General features: G+C 71.5%; 14 protein-coding genes. 6 read left to right on the top strand and 8 right to left on the bottom strand.

Features of this window, described 5'->3' with window-relative positions:
* Window positions 1–70 precede the first annotated feature (70 nt).
* Genes solA through ABZ192_RS34330 form a run of 3 tightly spaced genes read left to right on the top strand, consistent with a single transcriptional unit; the run spans window position 71 to window position 2,348 of the window.
* On the top strand, window positions 71–1,207 hold the full coding sequence (solA, locus tag ABZ192_RS34320) for an N-methyl-L-tryptophan oxidase (RefSeq protein ID WP_356928388.1): 1,137 nt from the start codon (window positions 71–73) through the stop codon (window positions 1,205–1,207).
* A 56-nt stretch (window positions 1,208–1,263) separates the two neighbouring features.
* Entirely contained in the window at window positions 1,264–1,944 is a 681-nt protein-coding gene (locus tag ABZ192_RS34325) for a haloacid dehalogenase type II (RefSeq protein WP_356928389.1), read from the top strand.
* A 50-nt stretch (window positions 1,945–1,994) separates the two neighbouring features.
* Window positions 1,995–2,348 (top strand): cupin domain-containing protein, encoded by a 354-nt coding sequence (locus ABZ192_RS34330; RefSeq protein ID WP_356928390.1) that lies wholly within the window; start codon window positions 1,995–1,997, stop codon window positions 2,346–2,348.
* Window positions 2,349–2,407: 59 nt separating this feature from the next.
* On the opposite strand, the gene ABZ192_RS34335 is transcribed toward ABZ192_RS34330, so the two are convergent.
* The 7 genes from ABZ192_RS34335 to ABZ192_RS34365 form a co-directional block, all read right to left on the bottom strand.
* Window positions 2,408–3,730, bottom strand: a complete 1,323-nt coding sequence (locus ABZ192_RS34335; protein WP_356928391.1) for an MFS transporter — start codon at window positions 3,728–3,730, stop codon at window positions 2,408–2,410.
* 290 nt (window positions 3,731–4,020) lie between these two features.
* Window positions 4,021–4,959, bottom strand: coding sequence for a Dyp-type peroxidase (locus ABZ192_RS34340; protein WP_356928392.1), 939 nt, complete (start codon window positions 4,957–4,959; stop codon window positions 4,021–4,023).
* A gap of 126 nt (window positions 4,960–5,085) precedes the next feature.
* Window positions 5,086–7,146 carry a beta-galactosidase gene (locus ABZ192_RS34345; protein ID WP_356928393.1) on the bottom strand — a complete coding sequence of 687 codons (2,061 nt, stop codon included), beginning with the start codon at window positions 7,144–7,146 and terminating at the stop codon, window positions 5,086–5,088.
* Window positions 7,147–7,174: 28 nt separating this feature from the next.
* Window positions 7,175–7,993: a carbohydrate ABC transporter permease gene (locus ABZ192_RS34350; protein WP_356928394.1), complete on the bottom strand. Its 819-nt coding sequence runs from the start codon at window positions 7,991–7,993 to the stop codon at window positions 7,175–7,177.
* Window positions 7,993–8,877 carry a sugar ABC transporter permease gene (locus ABZ192_RS34355; RefSeq protein ID WP_356928395.1) on the bottom strand — a complete coding sequence of 295 codons (885 nt, stop codon included), beginning with the start codon at window positions 8,875–8,877 and terminating at the stop codon, window positions 7,993–7,995. The genes ABZ192_RS34350 and ABZ192_RS34355 overlap by 1 nt, the downstream gene beginning before the upstream one ends.
* An 88-nt stretch (window positions 8,878–8,965) precedes the next feature.
* Entirely contained in the window at window positions 8,966–10,315 is a 1,350-nt protein-coding gene (locus tag ABZ192_RS34360) for an ABC transporter substrate-binding protein (protein ID WP_356928396.1), read from the bottom strand.
* A gap of 23 nt (window positions 10,316–10,338) precedes the next feature.
* Window positions 10,339–11,349 (bottom strand): LacI family DNA-binding transcriptional regulator, encoded by a 1,011-nt coding sequence (locus ABZ192_RS34365; protein WP_356928417.1) that lies wholly within the window; start codon window positions 11,347–11,349, stop codon window positions 10,339–10,341.
* A gap of 615 nt (window positions 11,350–11,964) precedes the next feature.
* On the opposite strand from ABZ192_RS34365, the gene ABZ192_RS34370 reads away from it, so the two are divergent.
* The gene (locus ABZ192_RS34370) at window positions 11,965–14,019 is read left to right on the top strand and encodes an ATP-binding SpoIIE family protein phosphatase (protein WP_356928418.1); all 2,055 of its coding nucleotides are present in this window, start codon (window positions 11,965–11,967) and stop codon (window positions 14,017–14,019) included.
* Window positions 14,020–14,583: 564 nt separating this feature from the next.
* The gene (locus tag ABZ192_RS34375; protein WP_356928398.1) at window positions 14,584–14,706 is read left to right on the top strand and encodes a hypothetical protein; all 123 of its coding nucleotides are present in this window, start codon (window positions 14,584–14,586) and stop codon (window positions 14,704–14,706) included.
* Window positions 14,707–14,833: 127 nt separating this feature from the next.
* Here the strand turns inward: ABZ192_RS34375 and ABZ192_RS34380 are convergent, their stop codons facing one another.
* Window positions 14,834–15,598, bottom strand: coding sequence for an SIS domain-containing protein (locus ABZ192_RS34380; RefSeq protein ID WP_356928399.1), 765 nt, complete (start codon window positions 15,596–15,598; stop codon window positions 14,834–14,836).
* Window positions 15,599–15,770: 172 nt separating this feature from the next.
* Here ABZ192_RS34380 and ABZ192_RS34385 point away from each other — a divergent pair, with 172 nt between their 5' ends.
* On the top strand, window positions 15,771–16,655 hold the full coding sequence (locus ABZ192_RS34385; protein WP_356928400.1) for a MurR/RpiR family transcriptional regulator: 885 nt from the start codon (window positions 15,771–15,773) through the stop codon (window positions 16,653–16,655).
* Window positions 16,656–16,756 lie beyond the last annotated feature (101 nt).

Below are 16,756 nucleotides of genomic sequence, written 5' to 3' on the forward strand. Positions count from 1 at the left end.
AGCGCCATCCCCAGCGGGAGGCGCCAGGGCCGACCACCACCCAGACCGCACCCTCGAAAGGAGCGACCTCATGCGCATCCCGAAGCGCGTCGCCGTGATCGGCGCCGGCACCATGGGCAGCCAGGCCATGTGGCGACTGGCCGCCCGCGAAGCCGAGGTCATCGGCTACGACCGGTACGCCCCGGGTCACGACCGCGGCGCGGCCGGGGGCGAGAGCCGCATCTTCCGCGCCGTGCACCTCAGCGAACCCGGGTACCTTCCGCTGCTGCGGCTCGCCGACGGGATGTGGGAGGAGCTCCAGGCGGAGACGGGCCGGTCCCTGCGACGCCGCAGCGGCTGCCTGGTGATGGGAGAGACCGCGTCACCGGCCATGCGCCTCCTGCTCTCCGCCAGTGCCACCCATGGTCTGGATCACGAAGTACTGGACCGCGAGGAACTCGCCCGCCGCTACCCGCAGCACCGCCTTCCGGACGGGCACACGGCCGTCCTCGACCGCGAGGGCGCCATCATCAGACCCGAGGCGTCGGTCCAGGCGGCGGCCGCCCGCGCCGAACAGCTCGGCGCCCGGCTGCACCGCTACACCCCGGTGCGGGAGATCGTCCCCGCGGCGGGCGGCGGAGTGCACATCGTCACCGACCAGGGCACGGACCACGTCGACGCCGCCGTGGTGACCGTGGGTCCCTGGATCAACACCCTGCTCCCGGACCTGCCCCGGAGCATCGACGTGCGCCGGGTGGTCTGCTCCTGGCACGTGCCCACTCGCCACGACTGGTTCGCGGGCGGCGGCCCCGCCTTCGTGCGCGCCACACCCCACGACTGCTTCGGGATCCCGTCGCCGGACGGCATCTCCGTCAAGCTCGGTCTCTCCTTCGCACGTCATCTGCCGGTGCCCGAGCCCGAACGGCTCGACCGCACGGTCCGCCCGGAGGAACTCGCCACCTTCCGCGAGCTCATCGGCGAGCTGACGCCCGACCTGAACCCCGACCCCATCAGGATGTCGGCCTATATGGAGGGCTACACGGAGTCCGGGAACCCGCTCGTCGGTCATCTCCCCGGCGAGGACGACATCATCGTCATGGCCGGATTCTCCGGCAGCGGCTTCAAACTCTCGCCCGCCATGGGCGAGATCGCCGCCGACCTGGCACTCGACGGCACCACGGAACACCCCATCGACTTCCTCGCTCCGGCAGGAGTCGCCGCCGCCTGACCCCCGGCAATTCCGACGGCACCGCCACCCCCGCCCGCAAAGACAGGAGCATTCTCATGCCCATTCCCTCGTTTCAATTCCGCCCGAAGTACGTCTCGTTCGACTGCTACGGCACGTTGATCGAGTGGCCGATGAACCCCATTACGCGTGACCTCGTCGGCGACCAGATTCCCGCCGAGCACTGGGACCATTTCATCCGGGAGTTCCGCGGCTACCGCTACGACCAGGTCCGCGGCGAGTACTACCCCTACGAGCAGGTCCTGCAGGACTCCTTCGAGCGCGTCTGCCGCAAGTGGGGCGTGAAGGCCGCCCCGGACGCGGGCAAGCGGTTCGCCGACGGCGTGCGCAGCTGGGGCCCGCACGCCGACGTGCCGGAACCGCTGAAGAAGATGGGCGAGAACTACAAGCTCGTGATCCTCTCCAACGCCGACGACTCCTTCCTGAAGGAGAGCGTGCCCCGGCTCGGCGCGGACTTCCACGCGGTCTTCACCGCGGAACAGGCCGGCTTCTACAAGCCCCGCTACGCCGCGTTCGAGTACATGCTCGAGAAGCTCGACGCGTCCCCCGAGGACTTCGTGCACGTCTCCTCGCACACCCGCTACGACCTGATGCCGATGCACGACATGGGCTTCCGCAACCTCATCCTGCTCGACCGTGGCTGCGACCCCGTGACCCACGGCTACGACTACGTGGCGGTGAAGTCCCTGGACGAGCTCAACACCATGCTCGGCATCTGACACTCCCGACTTGCGCCGTTCGCCGTTCCCATAACCAGCAGAGGAAAAGCATGTCGCTCCTGAAGACCATCGACACCGATCCCTCCTTCGCACCCCTCGAATCCGGCCCGCTGCCGGAGCGCCTGATTTCCGGTGATCCGACGTACAAGACCTGGGCCCTGGACGCCGCCCGCGGAGAAATGATCAAAACCGGTGTCTGGGAAGCCACGCCCGGCGAGACGCGCTCGATCAAGGGCGAGCTCTTCGAGTTCTGCCACATCCTTTCCGGCGTCATCGAGATCACGCCGGAAGGTGGCGAGCCGGTGGTCTACAAGGCAGGCGACAGCTTTGTCATGAAGCCGGGCTTCGTCGGTGTCTGGAAGACCATCGAAACCGTGCGCAAGATCTACCTGACCGTGTCGTAACGCCGATGCCGCAGGGCGGGCGAGGGGACCGGGCGGCTGCCGCCCGGTCCCCTCCGTCCTCACCGGACGGGCATGGAGATCCGCCGGGCGACGCCCCCGGCCGCGACGAGCCCGGCGATGGCCAGGAGGCTGCTGGCGAGGAACGGATCGGTGCCGTCGAGGGCTGGAGCGAACCCGACGCCGACGTAGAGCGTGACGCCGGTGGCGCCGCCCAGTTGGTCGGCGGCCCGCTGGACGCCGGAGGCGATGCCGGCGTCGTCCTCGGTCACTCCCGTCACCGCGACGTACTGCAGCCCGACGAGCCCGAACCCCATCCCGGCGGCGATGAGCATCATGGCCGGAACCATCGCCGGACCGCCGGCCCCGAGGGAGGAGACCAGGGCGATGGCCGCCATCGCCAGCGCGGTGAAGCCGATGCCGGTCAGGACACAGGCCCGGGCACCCCACCGTCCGAGCAGCCGGGGAACCAGCACCGAGGCCGCGATCAGGGACACCGCCAGAGGCAGCATCGTCACACCGGCCCGGAGCGGGCCGGCACCCAGCCGGTCCTGCAGGTAGTAGGTGAACAGCAGGAACGACGTCGACAGCGCCGCGCTCAGCAGAGCGGTGGCGAGGTTGGCCAGGACGCGCGGCCGGTTGCGGAAGAACCGCAGCGGCACGAGCGGGTTCCGTGAACGGCGCTCGACCCTGATGAACAGGGCGGCTGCCGCTGCCGCGCCGGCCAGCGCCACCGGCGGCAGCCAGGGCGGCGTGCCGTCCGCCTCTCCCGCCTCGACGACCCCGAGGGTGAACAGCAGCGGAGCCGCGACCAGCAGGAACGCACCGGGCAGGTCCAGGGATGTGGACCCGGCGGGCCGTTCGCTCGGCACGAGGAAGACCACGGCGGTGAGGACGACCAGGATGAAGGGTACGGACACCAGGAAGATCCACCGCCAGCCGAACAGCTCGGTGAGGATGCCGGAGACCACGAACCCGAGGACGAGGCCACAGCTCGCGACGGCCGCCCACACGCTCAGCGCCCGCGACCTGCGCGGCCCCTCGGGGAACATGAGCACGATCACCGCCATCGCCGCCGGAAGCGCGATCGCTTCCCCGGCGCCCTGCAGCAGCCGGGCCGTCACCAGCACGGCGAAGGTCGGCGCGAGCCCGGCCAGCACGGAGGCGGCACCGAAGAGAGCCGTGCCGAGCAGGAGGATACGGCGCCTGCCGAGCACGTCGCCCAGCCGGCCGCCGAGCATCAGCAGCCCGCCGCCGGTGATCGTGTACCCGACCACGATCCAGGTCAGCGCGCGACCGTCCACGCCGAAGTCGGCGCCGATCGACGGCAGGGCGACATTGACCACGGTCACGTCGACCGCGATGAAGAACTGCAGCATGGCCATGCAGCACAGCACCAGCCACGCACGCACCGGGGACGGTGCGTCCCCGCGCGAAAGGAGAATGCCTGAAAACACCGAGTGCTCCGTTGCCCAGAAGAAGTTCCGAGCAGCACGCACGTGCCGCTCCGGTCAACCACGGAGCGACGACGCGTTCAACAGTCGTGAGACGAACGCCCCGCCGCTAGCGGAGCGTCCTCGTCACCGCGGCACAAGCCGCGCACGAAGCACCAGACATACCGCCGATGCTACCGAAGCCGACGGCGGCAACGGCGTGGGGGACGGCACCCGGCCGGTCAGCTGTCCGGCAACGCCTCCAGGAACCCCGGTGGCGGTACGAAGAACAGGGTGCCGGTGACGGCCCGTGAGTAGTCCAGCAGCGGGTCGGGGCCCGAGTCCGGGCCGCCGAGGAACATCCTGCGCAGCATCGTCTCGGGTACGGCGGGTGTGCGCGCGTAGGCCACGAAGTACGTGCCGAACTCCCCGTGTCCGGGCCTGCCGAAGGGCATCGCCGACCGCAGGATCTTCTGCTCCGAGCCGTCCGGGCCGAGGACGGTGTTGACGTCCTTGTGCGAACCGGGCGCGTCGAGTTCGAGGTTGGTGAGCTTGGTGCGGCCTATCACCTTCTCCTGCGCCTCGACGGCGAGGGCCTCCCAGGCGTCCACGTCGTGCAGGTACTTCTGCACGAGCGCGTAACTGCCGCCGCGGAAGCCGGGGGCCTCCTCGCCGACCAGGGCCGCCTCGGCCGCCGCCGGGCCGACGGGGTTCTCGGTGCCGTCGACGAAACCGAGGACGTTGCGCGAGTCGAAGTACGAGAACGCCTGCGTCTCGTCCCGCACGGTGATCGTGCCGCGCAGCCGCCGCACGAGCTCGGCGGCGAGCGCGAAGCACAGGTCGGTGCGCGCGGCCTTGATGTGGAAGAACAGGTCGCCGGGGGTGGCCGGGGCGTGGTGCCGGGGCCCCGCCAGCTCGCGGAACGGGTGCAGTTCGGCGGGCCGCGGGTCGCCGAACAGCCGGTCCCAGGCCCGGGATCCGATCCCGGCGACGCAGACCAGACCGCCGTCGGGGCTGGGGAAGCCGACGGACCGCACCAGGCCCGCGAGGGAGCCCAGCACCTCCCGCACCACGGCTTCCCCGCCGGAGTCGATCGTGGCGACCAGGAACACCGCGACCGACGCCGGCGAGTTCAGCACCGGCTGCGGCAGCGTCTCTCCCGAGGGCAGCGGTGACGTCATGGCATCTCATCCCTTCGGCCGGCCGACACGGCCCGCCCGCTCCCCTCCGGGGCGGCGCGGCCCACGCCCCTGACACGATGCCCGGCGAACAGGCGGCCGGAACTTTCCGGCCGGAAGGGATGGTTGCTAGGCCGGTTCTTCCCGCAGCACCTTCACGTCCCACGGCCCGAGCGGCACCGACTCGCCGTACACGGTGTCCGACAGCACGTCCCGCAGGGCGATGGGCACCGGCACGGAGACCTCCTCCCACGACCAGTTGTGCAGGAAGCGCACGCGACGGCCGTCCCGGGCGGTCGCCGAGGTGGCCGTGACGCTCGGGTGGTCGGGGCGCCGGACGCCCTCCGGCGCGTACCGGTCGAACAGGGCCCGGGCGAAGACGGGGTCGGGGACGGTGCCGACGTAGGTGACGCGCCCTGCGCCGTGGCGGTGCGTGGTGACCACGGGCCAGCGTCCGAAGTGCGGGTGCACGTACGCCGCGAGCGTCTCGGCGCCCCGCGGCAGCAGCCCGTCCGCCCAGTGAAGGGCGTGCGCGTCGGCCGGGAGGGGGAGGGAGTCCGTGCCGGTGACGGGCAGCGGGTCGCCCAGGTTGCTGAACTCGTCGTACGTCACCCCGGCCGCCTCGGCCAGCCCGCCCGGCTGCAGGCCCGTGCGGGCCCTGGCCTCGGTGTCGCCGTAGCCGGTGCGGGGCCCGAGCACGAGATGGCCGCCGGCCTCGGCGTAGGCGCGGAGCCGGTCCAGGACGGTGTCGTCGGCCGCGTAGTAGGCGGGGACGACGAGGAGCGGTGGCAGATCGGCGTCCGGGAGCTGCCGGGGGTGCAGGACGCGCGCCTGGAGGCCCGCGTCGAAGGCACCGCGGTAGAAGGCGTCGAAGATCCTCTCGTACGACCGCCCGTCCGGACCTCCGTCGGGACCGGCCAGCGGCGGCTGGCCCTGGAGCGCCCACTTGCTGGGCCCGTCGTAGAGGAAGGCCACGTCCGCGTCCGGGGTGAGGGACGCGACGAGGTCACCGGCCTTCTCCAACTCCGCCCCCAGCGCGACCAGTTCGCGGTAGACGCGGCCGGGCCGTCCGTTGTGCGGGAGGATGCCGCCCCAGTAGGTCTCGGTGCCGAAGTGCAGGGTGTGCCAGTGCCAGTACTCGATCATCGAGGCGCCTCGGGAGATCAGCGCCCAGGCCGCCTGCCGCCACTGGCCGTCGTAGGCGGGGCGGTTGTCCCACGGCCCGCTGATGGCCTGCGCGTTGGTCTCGGTGACGAGGAACGGCTCCTGGCGTGAGGAGTACATGCGGTCGGCGCTGCGGTACAGCGCCCAGGTGCCGTTGGTCGTCCAGTCCTGCCCGGCGGCGCCGGTGTCGGGCAGGGCGAGGGCGTCCTGCATCGTGTAGTACGGGTTGCCCGCGGTGACGTCGAGGCGGTCGGTGAGCCGGTCGTCCTCGACGCCCTGGCGGTCGTAGGAGATACAGGTCGTGACGAACTGGCCGGGCCGGGCGTACGCGCGGACGATGTCCGCCTGCCAGGCGATGAACTCGGTGGTGAGCCGGGCCTGGAAGCGCCGCCACGCCAGGTCGTACTGCGGCTGGGCGTTGCCGTCCGGGGTCCACAGGTCGGCCCAGGTGGACAGCCGGTGCGACCAGTAGACCAGGCCCCATTCGCGGTTGAGGGTCTCCACGTCGCCGTACCGCTGGCGCAGCTCGTCCACGAACCGCTGGAAGACGCCGTGGTTGTGGAAGAGGTGCAGCCCGGGCTCGTTGTCGACCTGCCAGCCGATGACGGCCGGGTGCCCGGCATAGCGTTCGGCGACCTTGCGGATGATCCGCTCGGCATGGAAGCGGAACGCCGGGTGGGTGAAGTCGACCTCCTGCCGGGCGCCCCAGCCGATGCGCTCACCGGTGCGGTGCTCCCCCGCGATCTCCGGGTACTGCCGGGCCAGCCAGGGCGGTACCGCGTACGTGGGCGTCCCGAGGATGACCGAGATGCCGCGCTCGTGAGCGCCGTCCAGGACCGGCTGGAGCCAGTCGAGGTCGAAGCGGCCGTTCTCGGGCTCCCAGGTGGACCAGACGGACTCGCCGACCCGGATCACCGAGAAGCGGGCCTCGGCCATCAGGTCGAGGTCGTCCTTGAGGCGTTCGTACGGCTGGTACTCGTGGTAGTAGGCGGCACCGAACAGGACGCGTGGGGGCAGCTCGGACATGCTTCTCCTCAAGTGAGTTGGTGGTGTGTCAGCCCTTGACCGCGCCCGTGGACAGGCCTTCGAGGAGCTGTTTGCGCAGCAGCACGAAGAGGGCGACGGCGGGCAGGACGGCGAGGACGGCTCCGGCGAGCACGAGGTCGTACTGCCGTTGCTCCGACACGAACAGGGTCTGCAGGCCCAGCGGCAGGGTGTACTGGGTGCTGTCGGAGACCAGTACCAGGGGCCACAGGAAGCTGTTGTAGCTCTGGAGGAACTGCCAGACGGCCAGGGCGCCCAGAGCAGGCCGCAGCAGGGGCAGCACGATGGTCCGGAAGATGCCGAACTCGCTCGCCCCGTCGATCCGGGCGGCCTCCAGCACCGAGTCCGGGATGGACTGCACGATGTACTGCTGCATCATGAAGATCCCGAACGCGGGCGCCACCCAGGGCACGATGAGCGCGAACCAGGGGCTGCCGAGCCCGGTCTTGACGAGGATCACGAACAGCGGCACGAGGATCACCGCGAAGGGGATCGACAGCGAGCTGAACATGACGTTGAACAGCAACTGTCGGCCGGCGAAGCGGAATTTGGCGAATCCGTAGCCGGCGAGCGCGCACACGAAGACCGACACGGTGGTGGCGACGACGGCGACGACCGTGCTCATCAGGAACCAGCGGCCGAAGGGCTGGTCGGTGAGCAGGGTGCGGTAGTTGTCGAGGGTGAACGGGTCGGGGACGAGCCTCGGCGGGTAGCCGAAGATGTCGCCGCGCGGTTTGAACGAGCCGCTCAGCGCCCACAGCAGCGGGGCGAGGAAGCCCAGGAGCAGCAGGACCAGTGCGCCGTAGAGAGGGATGCGGGTGCGGGTCATCAGGCGGCCCTCCCGATGCCGAGGAGACGGTTGAAGAGCCGGCTGAGGCCGAAGACCAGGACGAAGAGGACGACGGCCGCGGCGGCCGCGTAGCCGAACTGCTGGCGCTGGAAGGCCGCCCGGTAGATGAACATGGTCACGGACAGGGTGGATTCGGCCGGTCCGCCGCCGGTCAGCAGGTAGGGCTCCTCGAAGATCTGGGCCGCGCCGATGAAGGACGTGACGACGACGAACGCCGTCACCGGCTTCAGCGCCGGCAGGGTGACGGTGGCGAAGGTGCGCAGCCGTCCGGCCCCGTCGAGGGCGGCTGCCTCGTACAGCTCCCGGGGCACGTTCTGGAGGCCGGCGAGGAAGAAGACGGTGAGGTAGCCGGTCCAGCGCCACAGCATCACCAGCGCGATGCTCACCTTGGCCATGCTCGGATCGCCGAGCCAGTCGACGCCGCCGGTGCCGAACAGGGCGCGCAGCACCGCGTTCGCCAGCCCGAACTGCCGGTCGAAGATCAGGCCGAAGAGGAGAGCGACGAGGATGGGCGAGACCACGATCGGCACGAAGTAGGCGGTGCGCCACAGGTCCCGCACGCGCAGGCCCCGGGCGTTGAGGGCCTGCGCGATCAGCAGGGCCAGCGGCACGACGACGCACACCGCGACCAGCACGAACACGGCGGTGTTGCCAAGGGCCCGGTGGAAGCTGATGTCGGTGGCGAGCAGCCGGTAGTTGCGCAGCCCCACCCAGTGCGGGCTGCCGAGCCCCACCCACTCGGTGAGGCTCAGCCACAGCGAGGCGCCGACCGGGATCAGCATGAACAGGACGTAGAGGAGATAGAAGGGGGAGATGAAGAGGTAGGGAGCCCACGACTTGCGGGCGGCAACGGTGGTGGTCATGGTGGGTCACTCCTGATCCGCCGAGTTCGGCAGCGCCCTCAGGGGCGCGGGGAACTGCGCGACGAGCCACAGCGGCGCCGCGGCCGCATTACCGCCCGGCCTGGTCCTGGAAGTCCGCCGCTGTCTGCCGCAGCGCCTCCCGCGGCGACAGAGCCCCGCGGTACGCGCGCAGCAGGTTGCCGGCGAGGACGTCGTAGAGGATCGACTGGTCGGGGCTCTGGTGGAACGGCGGTACGTCCGGCAGCAGGTCGCGGTAGAGGCGGAAGAGCCGCTGCCCGCCGCAGAAGTCGTCCGTGTAGCCGCCCAGGCGCGGATCGTCGTAGACGGACCGGCGGGTGGGCAGGTAGCCGGTCTCGGTGAAGCGGCGGACCTGGCCGTCGTGGGTGAGCCAGGTCTTGAAGAGGAACTCGGTGGCCGCGCGGGTGTTGACCTTGTCCTCGACGACGCCGAAGCCGGTGCCTCCGAGCGCGGCGGTCACCCCGCCGCCCTTGGCGAACCGGGGCAGCGCGCGCACCCGCCACTTGCCCTTCTGCTCGGGCACGTTGGGCACCAGGCCGTAGTTCTTGTACCAGATGGCCATGGGCAGGCCGATGACCCTGCCCTGTTTCAGGGCGGTCTGCATGGCGGCCCCGTAGTAGTCGGCGACGTCGACGACGAAGCCGCTGCGCAGCCCCTCGCACAGGAACCGCAGCACCTCCTCGGCCTCCGGCGAGTCGAGGACCAGCGTCCCGTCGGCGTCGAAGAACGCGCCGCCTCGCTGGTAGAGGAGCATCTGGAAGGACTGCACGACCTGGCCGGGGTCGCTGCCCAGCGTGGAGACGACACACAGCGAGGCGCGGTGGTCCTGGTACACCCGGGCGCCGGTCTCGGCGAACTCCTCCCATGTGCCCACGTCGGCAGGGACGTCGTACTCGTCGAAGAGGTCGTCGCGGTAGAAGTAGACGACCATCGGGGTGTCCGAGTCGAAGGCGTAGACGCGGCCGTCCTTGCTGAAGGGGGCGGTGCGGGCCGGCAGCAGGTCGTCCTTGAGGCCGGGTACGGCCTCGATGTCGGGGGTGAAGTCGTGCAGGAGCCGTTCGGAGATGTCGCCGCGCAGCATGCGCGGGAAGCTGCCGATCTCGAAGCCCACCAGGTCGGGTGTGCCGCGTCCGGCGACGGCCTGGGCGAGCAGCTTGGTAACGATGTCCGGGGGTCCGGAGCGGGTCACCTTCAGGTGGTAGCGGAAGTCGGTGGCGCGGTCGGCCTCCGGGACGCCCTTGACGAAGAAGTCCTCGTAGCCCGGGTCGTGGGTCCACAGGGACAGGGTGACGTCGCCGGAGGTGCGGGGCGTGGTGGTGGCGTCGCCGCAGGCGGAGAGTGCGGCGGCCGTACCGAGGCCGAGGGCACCGCGCAGCAGGGCGCGGCGGGTCGGAGGGCTGGGGGGCATGGGCGTGTACACACGTGACTCCTCACGTGGTGCGGCTACGGGCGGGGGTGCGCGGGGCCCTGGTCGCGTACCGGCCCGGTGGAGGCCCGTACGGTCAGCTCGACGGCCCGGCCGGGTTGTTCGGCCGGGGCGGGGCGGCCCTCGATCAGGGCGATCAGTACGTCGACGGCGCGGTCGGCGACGGCGGCGAAGTTCTGCCGGACGGTGGTCAGCGGCGGGAAGAGGTAGGTGGCGGCGGGGATGTCGTCGTAGCCGACGACACTCACGTCGCCGGGGACGGCGCGGCCCGCGTCGGCGAACGCGCGCAGGGCGCCGATGGCCATGTCGTCGTTGGCGGCGAACACGGCTGTGACGTCGGAGAGTTCCGCGAGCTGCCGGGCGGCGGCGTAGCCGGAGGCCGGGCTCCAGTCGCCCGGTGACGGCAGGGGCGGTTCGGGGGCGCCGGCGGCGGCGAGGGCCTCGCGCCAGCCGCGCAGGCGGTCGCGGGCGGCCCACCAGTCCTGCGGGCCCGGAAGGTGCCAGACGGTGCGGTGGCCCAGGGAGAGCAGGTGCTCGGTGGCGAGCCGGGCCGCCGCGACCCCGTCGGCGCCGACCACGGCACTCGTGCCGGGCGTCAGCTCCACGCCCTCGCCGAGGCTGACCACCGGCAGTTCGGCGCTCAGTTGGAGCGGCGTGCCGTCGTCGATGGGCTCGGACAGCACGATCCCGTCCACGCCCTGTTCCAGCAGCGCGTCCACGGCGGCCGAGACTTTCTGCCCTTCCAGGGTGCTGGCCAGGGCGACGGAGTAGCCGGCGCGCTGCATCGCCCGCTCCAGGGCGATGAGCAGGGTCGAGGGGCCGTAGAGCGAACTGCCCAGCGAGACCACGCCGATCCGGCGGTAACGGCCGAGGAGCAGGGCCCGGGCGGCGGTGTTGGGACGGTAGTCCAGGTCGCGGACGGCCCTCAGGACGCGGTCGCGCACCTCGGGGCTGACGTGCGGTTCGCCGTTGACGACCCGCGAGACGGTCTTCTGCGACACCCCGGCGGCCCGTGCGACCTCGGTCATCCCGGGGCCACGCCGACGGCGCCCACCGGCGGCCGGGTGGCCTTCGGTTCCGGACGTGGTCATGTGGGCTCCCGGGGTGACAAAAGGGCGTGGACTACGTAGTCAACGACGGCACGATGGATGAACCGACCGGGTATGACTACGTAGTCACGCCAGTGTCAGGGCGCCCCACCGCCGCGTCAATGGTCCGGACGGAAGCGGTTTCCCGGTGCACGGTGCCCGTGGCGTGCGGCTTCCGCAACGGCTGTCGTGGGCGGCTGGACAGAACCCGGGGCCTCGCGGAGGATGTGGGCGATGCGGCCCGACCCCAAGCACTTTCTCACCCACGCGGTCCGTCGCGTCGCGCGCGCCGAACATCCGGCGCAGGTACTGGAGGAGCTCTGCGGGGCGACGGTGCCGTCCGTCGCGGACGCCCTCGTCGTGTATCTCGACGCCACGCCGGGCAGCGCGGACCCGACGGCCTCCGACGCCCAACTGCGCCTGAGCGGCACGGGCTTGTGCCGTTCCCCCATCCCCGCCCGGCCCTCCGGCCCGGCCTCGTCCCCGGCGGGCGGTCCGCCGTACGACACCGGCGCCCAGTGGCATCCCGGGTCCCAGGACGGGCTGAGCGGTGTGCTGGGCGGGGCGGCGCCGGTCACCGTCCCGATGGCACCGTCCGGCGTCCTGGCGAAGGTCCTGGACGCCGGCGAGGCGCTGGGCAGGGACTCCGGTGATCTGGATCCGGCCCTGCGCGAGCTGCTGGGGCCCGACTCCCGTGTGCCGCACGGGGACCGGGTTCTCCTCGTCCCCCTGGTCGGCCCGGACGGCACGGTGGGGGCCGCCCTGTTCCTGCGCCGCCCCGACCGGGATGTCTTCCGTGCGCCGGACCGGCAGGTGCTCGGCGAGCTGTCGGCGCACGCCGCGCTCGGCGTGAGCGGAGCACCGCCGGCCTCGCGCCCGGCGCCTCCCCCGCCGCCCCCGGCCTCGCGAGCCGCCGCCGCCGAACCGATGCAACAGGACGCGGACCGGCTGCGGTTCGTGGGCGCCGCGACGCGGCGGATCAGCCGTGCCATGGATCTGGACGAGATCGTGGCGGGGCTGTGCCGGGCCGTCCTGCCCAGCTTCGCCGACGGGATCCTCGTCTGCCTGCGCGATCCGCTGCCCGTAGGCGACGAGCGGCCCACCGGCCCGCTGGTCCTGCGGCTGCACCGGTTCGACCGCGCCCCTGCGGAGGGCACGGGCGGCGTCCCCTTCCCCGAGCCGTCAGTGCCCGCCCGCGACCTGTGCGAGGTCCGGCCGGGCAGTGATCTCGCCGAGGTGCTGCGGGGTGTGCGCCCGGTGTTCACCGACTCCTCCGCCGGCCGTGGCGCGCTGGCCGAACTGACCGGCGCCGGTGGTGAGTTCGCCCTTCCGGACGGACAGCGCGCGATCCTCGCCCCGCTGCGCGGCCGGCGCCGCGTCATCGGCACGGCCCTGTTCCTGCGCCGCCCCGAGTCCAGGCCCTTCGAGCTCAACGACCTCCTCGTCGCCGCGCAGCTCGCCACCCACAGCGCCCTCGGCATCGACAAGGCCGTGCTCTACGGCCGCGAGGCCCACATAGCCGACGAACTCCAGCGCACGATGCTGCCCGAGACCCTGCCCAGCCCGCCCGGCATCCGTCTCGCCGCCCGTTACCTGCCCGCCGCCGAATCGGCCCGGGTAGGCGGCGACTGGTACGACGCCATCCCCCTGCCGGGCAGCCGGGTCGCCCTGGTCGTCGGCGACGTCATGGGCCACTCCATGACCTCGGCCGCCATCATGGGCCAGCTGCGCACCACCGCCCAGACCCTGGCCGGCCTCGGGCTGCCGCCGCAGGAGGTCCTGCACCACCTCGACGAACAGGCCCAGCGCCTGGGCGCCGAGCACATGGCGACCTGCCTCTACGCGGTGTACGACCCGGTATCGCACCGCATCACCATCGCCAACGCCGGTCACCCGCCGCCCGTCCTGCTCCACCCGGGCGGCCGTGCCGAGGTGCTGCGCATGCCGCCCGGCGCGCCCATCGGCGTCGGCGGCGTCGACTTCGAGGCGGTCGAGCTCGACGCCCCGGGGGGCGCGACGCTGCTGCTCTACACCGACGGTCTGGTCGAGTCCCGCCTGCGCGACGTGTGGACCGGCATCGAGCAGCTGCGCGAGAAGGCGGGGACCACCGGCCGGCGCGCCGGGCCCGGCCGGGCCCCCGCGCTGGAGACTCTGTGCGACGACGTCCTCGACATGGTCGGTCCCGGCGACCGGGACGACGACATCGCGCTGCTCGCCGCCCGCTTCGACGGCATCGTGCCCGGCGACGTGGCGTACTGGTCCCTGGACCCGGAGGACGCGGCCCCCGGCCAGGCCCGCCGGCTGGCCCGGCGCACCCTGTCCCGCTGGAACCTGGAGGAGCTCGGCGACTCCGTCGAACTGCTCGTCAGCGAGCTCGTCACCAACGCCGTGCGCCACAGCTCCCGGCCCGTCACCCTCCGCCTGCTGCGCACCGATGTGCTGCGCTGCGAGATCGGTGACGACGCGCCCGAACTGCCACGCCTGAGGCGCGCCCGGCCCACGGACGAGAACGGCCGGGGGCTGTACCTGGTCAGCCGGCTGGCCATGCGGTGGGGCGCGGCCCGGCTCAGCACCGGCAAGATCGTGTGGTTCGAGTTCGCCCGGCCCTGAGGCGCTTCAGCTTGTTTCTCATGGTCTGACCCGGTCACGTTCGGCGATGGTTTCGAGCGGCCATCCGGCGGGGCCGCCGCGAGGATCGAGGCCCTCATCTGACCGTATTGCCCACGTCGTAGTGGGTGGCGGGGTGCCGATTCTTGGGGCCGGGCGATCCGGCTGTCCGGGACACCCTTCGGACGAGGCCCTGACCGGCCCGGACAGCCCGCGCCTGTCCGGGACACCCGGACAGTGTTGCTCCAGCCCGGCCGATGCGAGCAAGGTCGACGCCACACAGCAGTAGCGCCCGAACACCGTCTTTCTCAGAGGAAGGTCTGTCACCGCATGTCTCGATTACGACGCGCCGCCGCAACGCTCGCTGCGGCCGCCGGGCTCATGGCCGGAGGCGTCGCCACTGCACCTTCCGTCGTCGCCGCGCCTTCCGCCGTTGCAGCCGACTGTTGGAGACCGGCGCAAGCCGGGGACTTCAACATCCACGGTTATGCGACCGGGGCCGCGATCTCGAACACCGGACCGTATGCCGCGTGTCAGGGCTACGAAATACCGGGCGGGTGGGTGTACGTGGACTGCAAGTACAAGAACACCGCCGGCAACTGGCGGTACTACACCGACTGGGGATGGATCTACTCCAAGTACCTGTCGTGGCCGTACGGCTCCCCGACGGTGACGTGCACCAAGTACTGATGGGGGTTTTGGCTCTACTGAGCCCGAGCTGCCCGCCGGCCAGGAGGCCGACGGGCAGCCACTTGAAAGAACAAGCTCAGAGCCCGGGCCATGTCTCCGGCCCGGACGGCCCCTCACAAACACCGGTTCAGCTCGCCGTGCGGCGGATCCGGCCCGCGTACTTCTTCTCCAGTTCCAGGTTGCCCTCGAACCCGCCGGGCACATTCGCCGAGACGTAGACCGGGGGGCGCTCGCCGGCGGCGAGGAGGCGGCCGGCCGCCTCGGCGACCGTCATCTGGACCAGCATCACGCCGGTGAGCGTGGACAGGGCGCAGACCGAGCCGCCGCCGGGCAGTTCGAGCAGGGAGTCGCCGCGCGGGGCCGCGTTGTCGAGGACGACGTCGGCGATGTCGGCCAGCTTCCGTCCGCTGGGGTGTGCGGCGGGGACGGCCCGGGTGTGGGCGAGGGAGGTGAGGGCCAGGACGCGGTGGCCGTGTTCCCTGGCGTGCAGGGCCATCTCCACGATGACGTTGTTGACGCCGGAGTTGGAGATGACGACGAACAGGTCCTGGGGATTCGGGGCGGCCAGTTCGTAGAGCCGGGCGGCCACCCCGGCCCGGCGTTCGAGGAGCGGGTCGTCGAGGACGGCCGGGTCCTCGCCGCCGTGGAGGACGAGGTCGGCGATGCTCAGCCGGTTGGTGGGGACCAGTCCGCCCGCGCGGCCGGCGAGTTCGAGGACGAGGGCCTGCGAGTGGCCGGTCCCGAAAGCCTGGACGACGCCCTCCGCGCGGACGCACTCGGCGACCAGGTCCGCGGCGGCGGCCACGTCGTCCCGGGCGGATTCGATGACGTGCTGGAGGACGGCGAGGCTCTCCCGCGCGAACCCCTGGGCGCTCACAGACTCGACGGACACGCGTCACACTCCCCACTGATGGATTGATTCACCCTACACTTCCCAATTGATGAATCAATAAATCACACGCCTCCTCGGTCATCAATCGGTTCATCGCTCTGGCATCGATCGGGCATCGGTCGGGTCCTGGTATTCAATCCGCGCCCGCAAGGGTGGCTGCTACCTTCTACCCATGCCTCCCACGGACGTCACCACCCTGATCCGCACCGAGCTGCCCCGGCTGGCGGGGTCCCTGCGGAAGGTCGGCGAGCTGATCCTGGAGGATCCGGCCGCCGTCACCCACTGCTCGGCCGCCGAGCTGGGCCGCCGCACCGGCACCTCCCAGGCGACGGTCACCCGTTTCTGCCGGGCCATCGGGCTCGACTCCTACCAGCACCTGCTGATCGAACTGGCCCAGGAGCGCGGCCGGGGCGAGGCGTCCGACTGGGGAACCGCCGAGATCGGCCCGGACATCTCCCCGGACGACAGCCTCGAACGGGTCGTCCAGGTCGTCGGCACGGCCGACCTGCGGGCCATCCAGCAGACCATCGACCGGATCGACCTCGACGCGCTGGAGCGCGCGGCCCAGGCACTGGCCCGCGCCCGGCGCATCGACGTGTACGGCGTCGGCGGCAGCGGGGCGGTGACCCAGGAGACGGAGACCCGGCTGTTCCGCATCGGCTGCGCGGTCCGCGGCTGGACCGAGGTGCACGCGGCCGCCACCTCCGCGGCCCTGCTCACCCCCGCGGACGTGGCCATCGGCATCTCCCACTCCGGCGCGACCCGCGAGACCCTCGAACCGTTCGAGATGGCCAAGGAACGCGGCGCCACCACGATCGCCCTGACCACCGACCCGCGCTCGCCCCTGTCCAGGACCGCCGACATCCGGCTCATCTCGTCCTCCTCGGAGACCAGCTTCCGGGCCGAGAGCATGAGCAGCCGGCACTCCGTACTGATGCTCGTCGACTGCCTGTACGTCCGGGTCGCCCAGCTCACCTACCAGCGCGCGAGCGCCTCTCTGGCGCTGACCGACCACATCACCCCCCAGCACGCGGTGAAGTCCCGGCGGGCCAGGTGACCCGGCCGAGCGTGCATGGATGAACCACCAAGTTGACGCGAAGGTGGTTGTTTGAATCACTCCTGCCGTGCAGGATGGGGCTCCCCAGAGCACTCGTAGGA

Source organism: Streptomyces sp. NPDC006235, from assembly GCF_040613735.1.
In the GTDB taxonomy this organism is placed as follows: domain Bacteria; phylum Actinomycetota; class Actinomycetes; order Streptomycetales; family Streptomycetaceae; genus Streptomyces.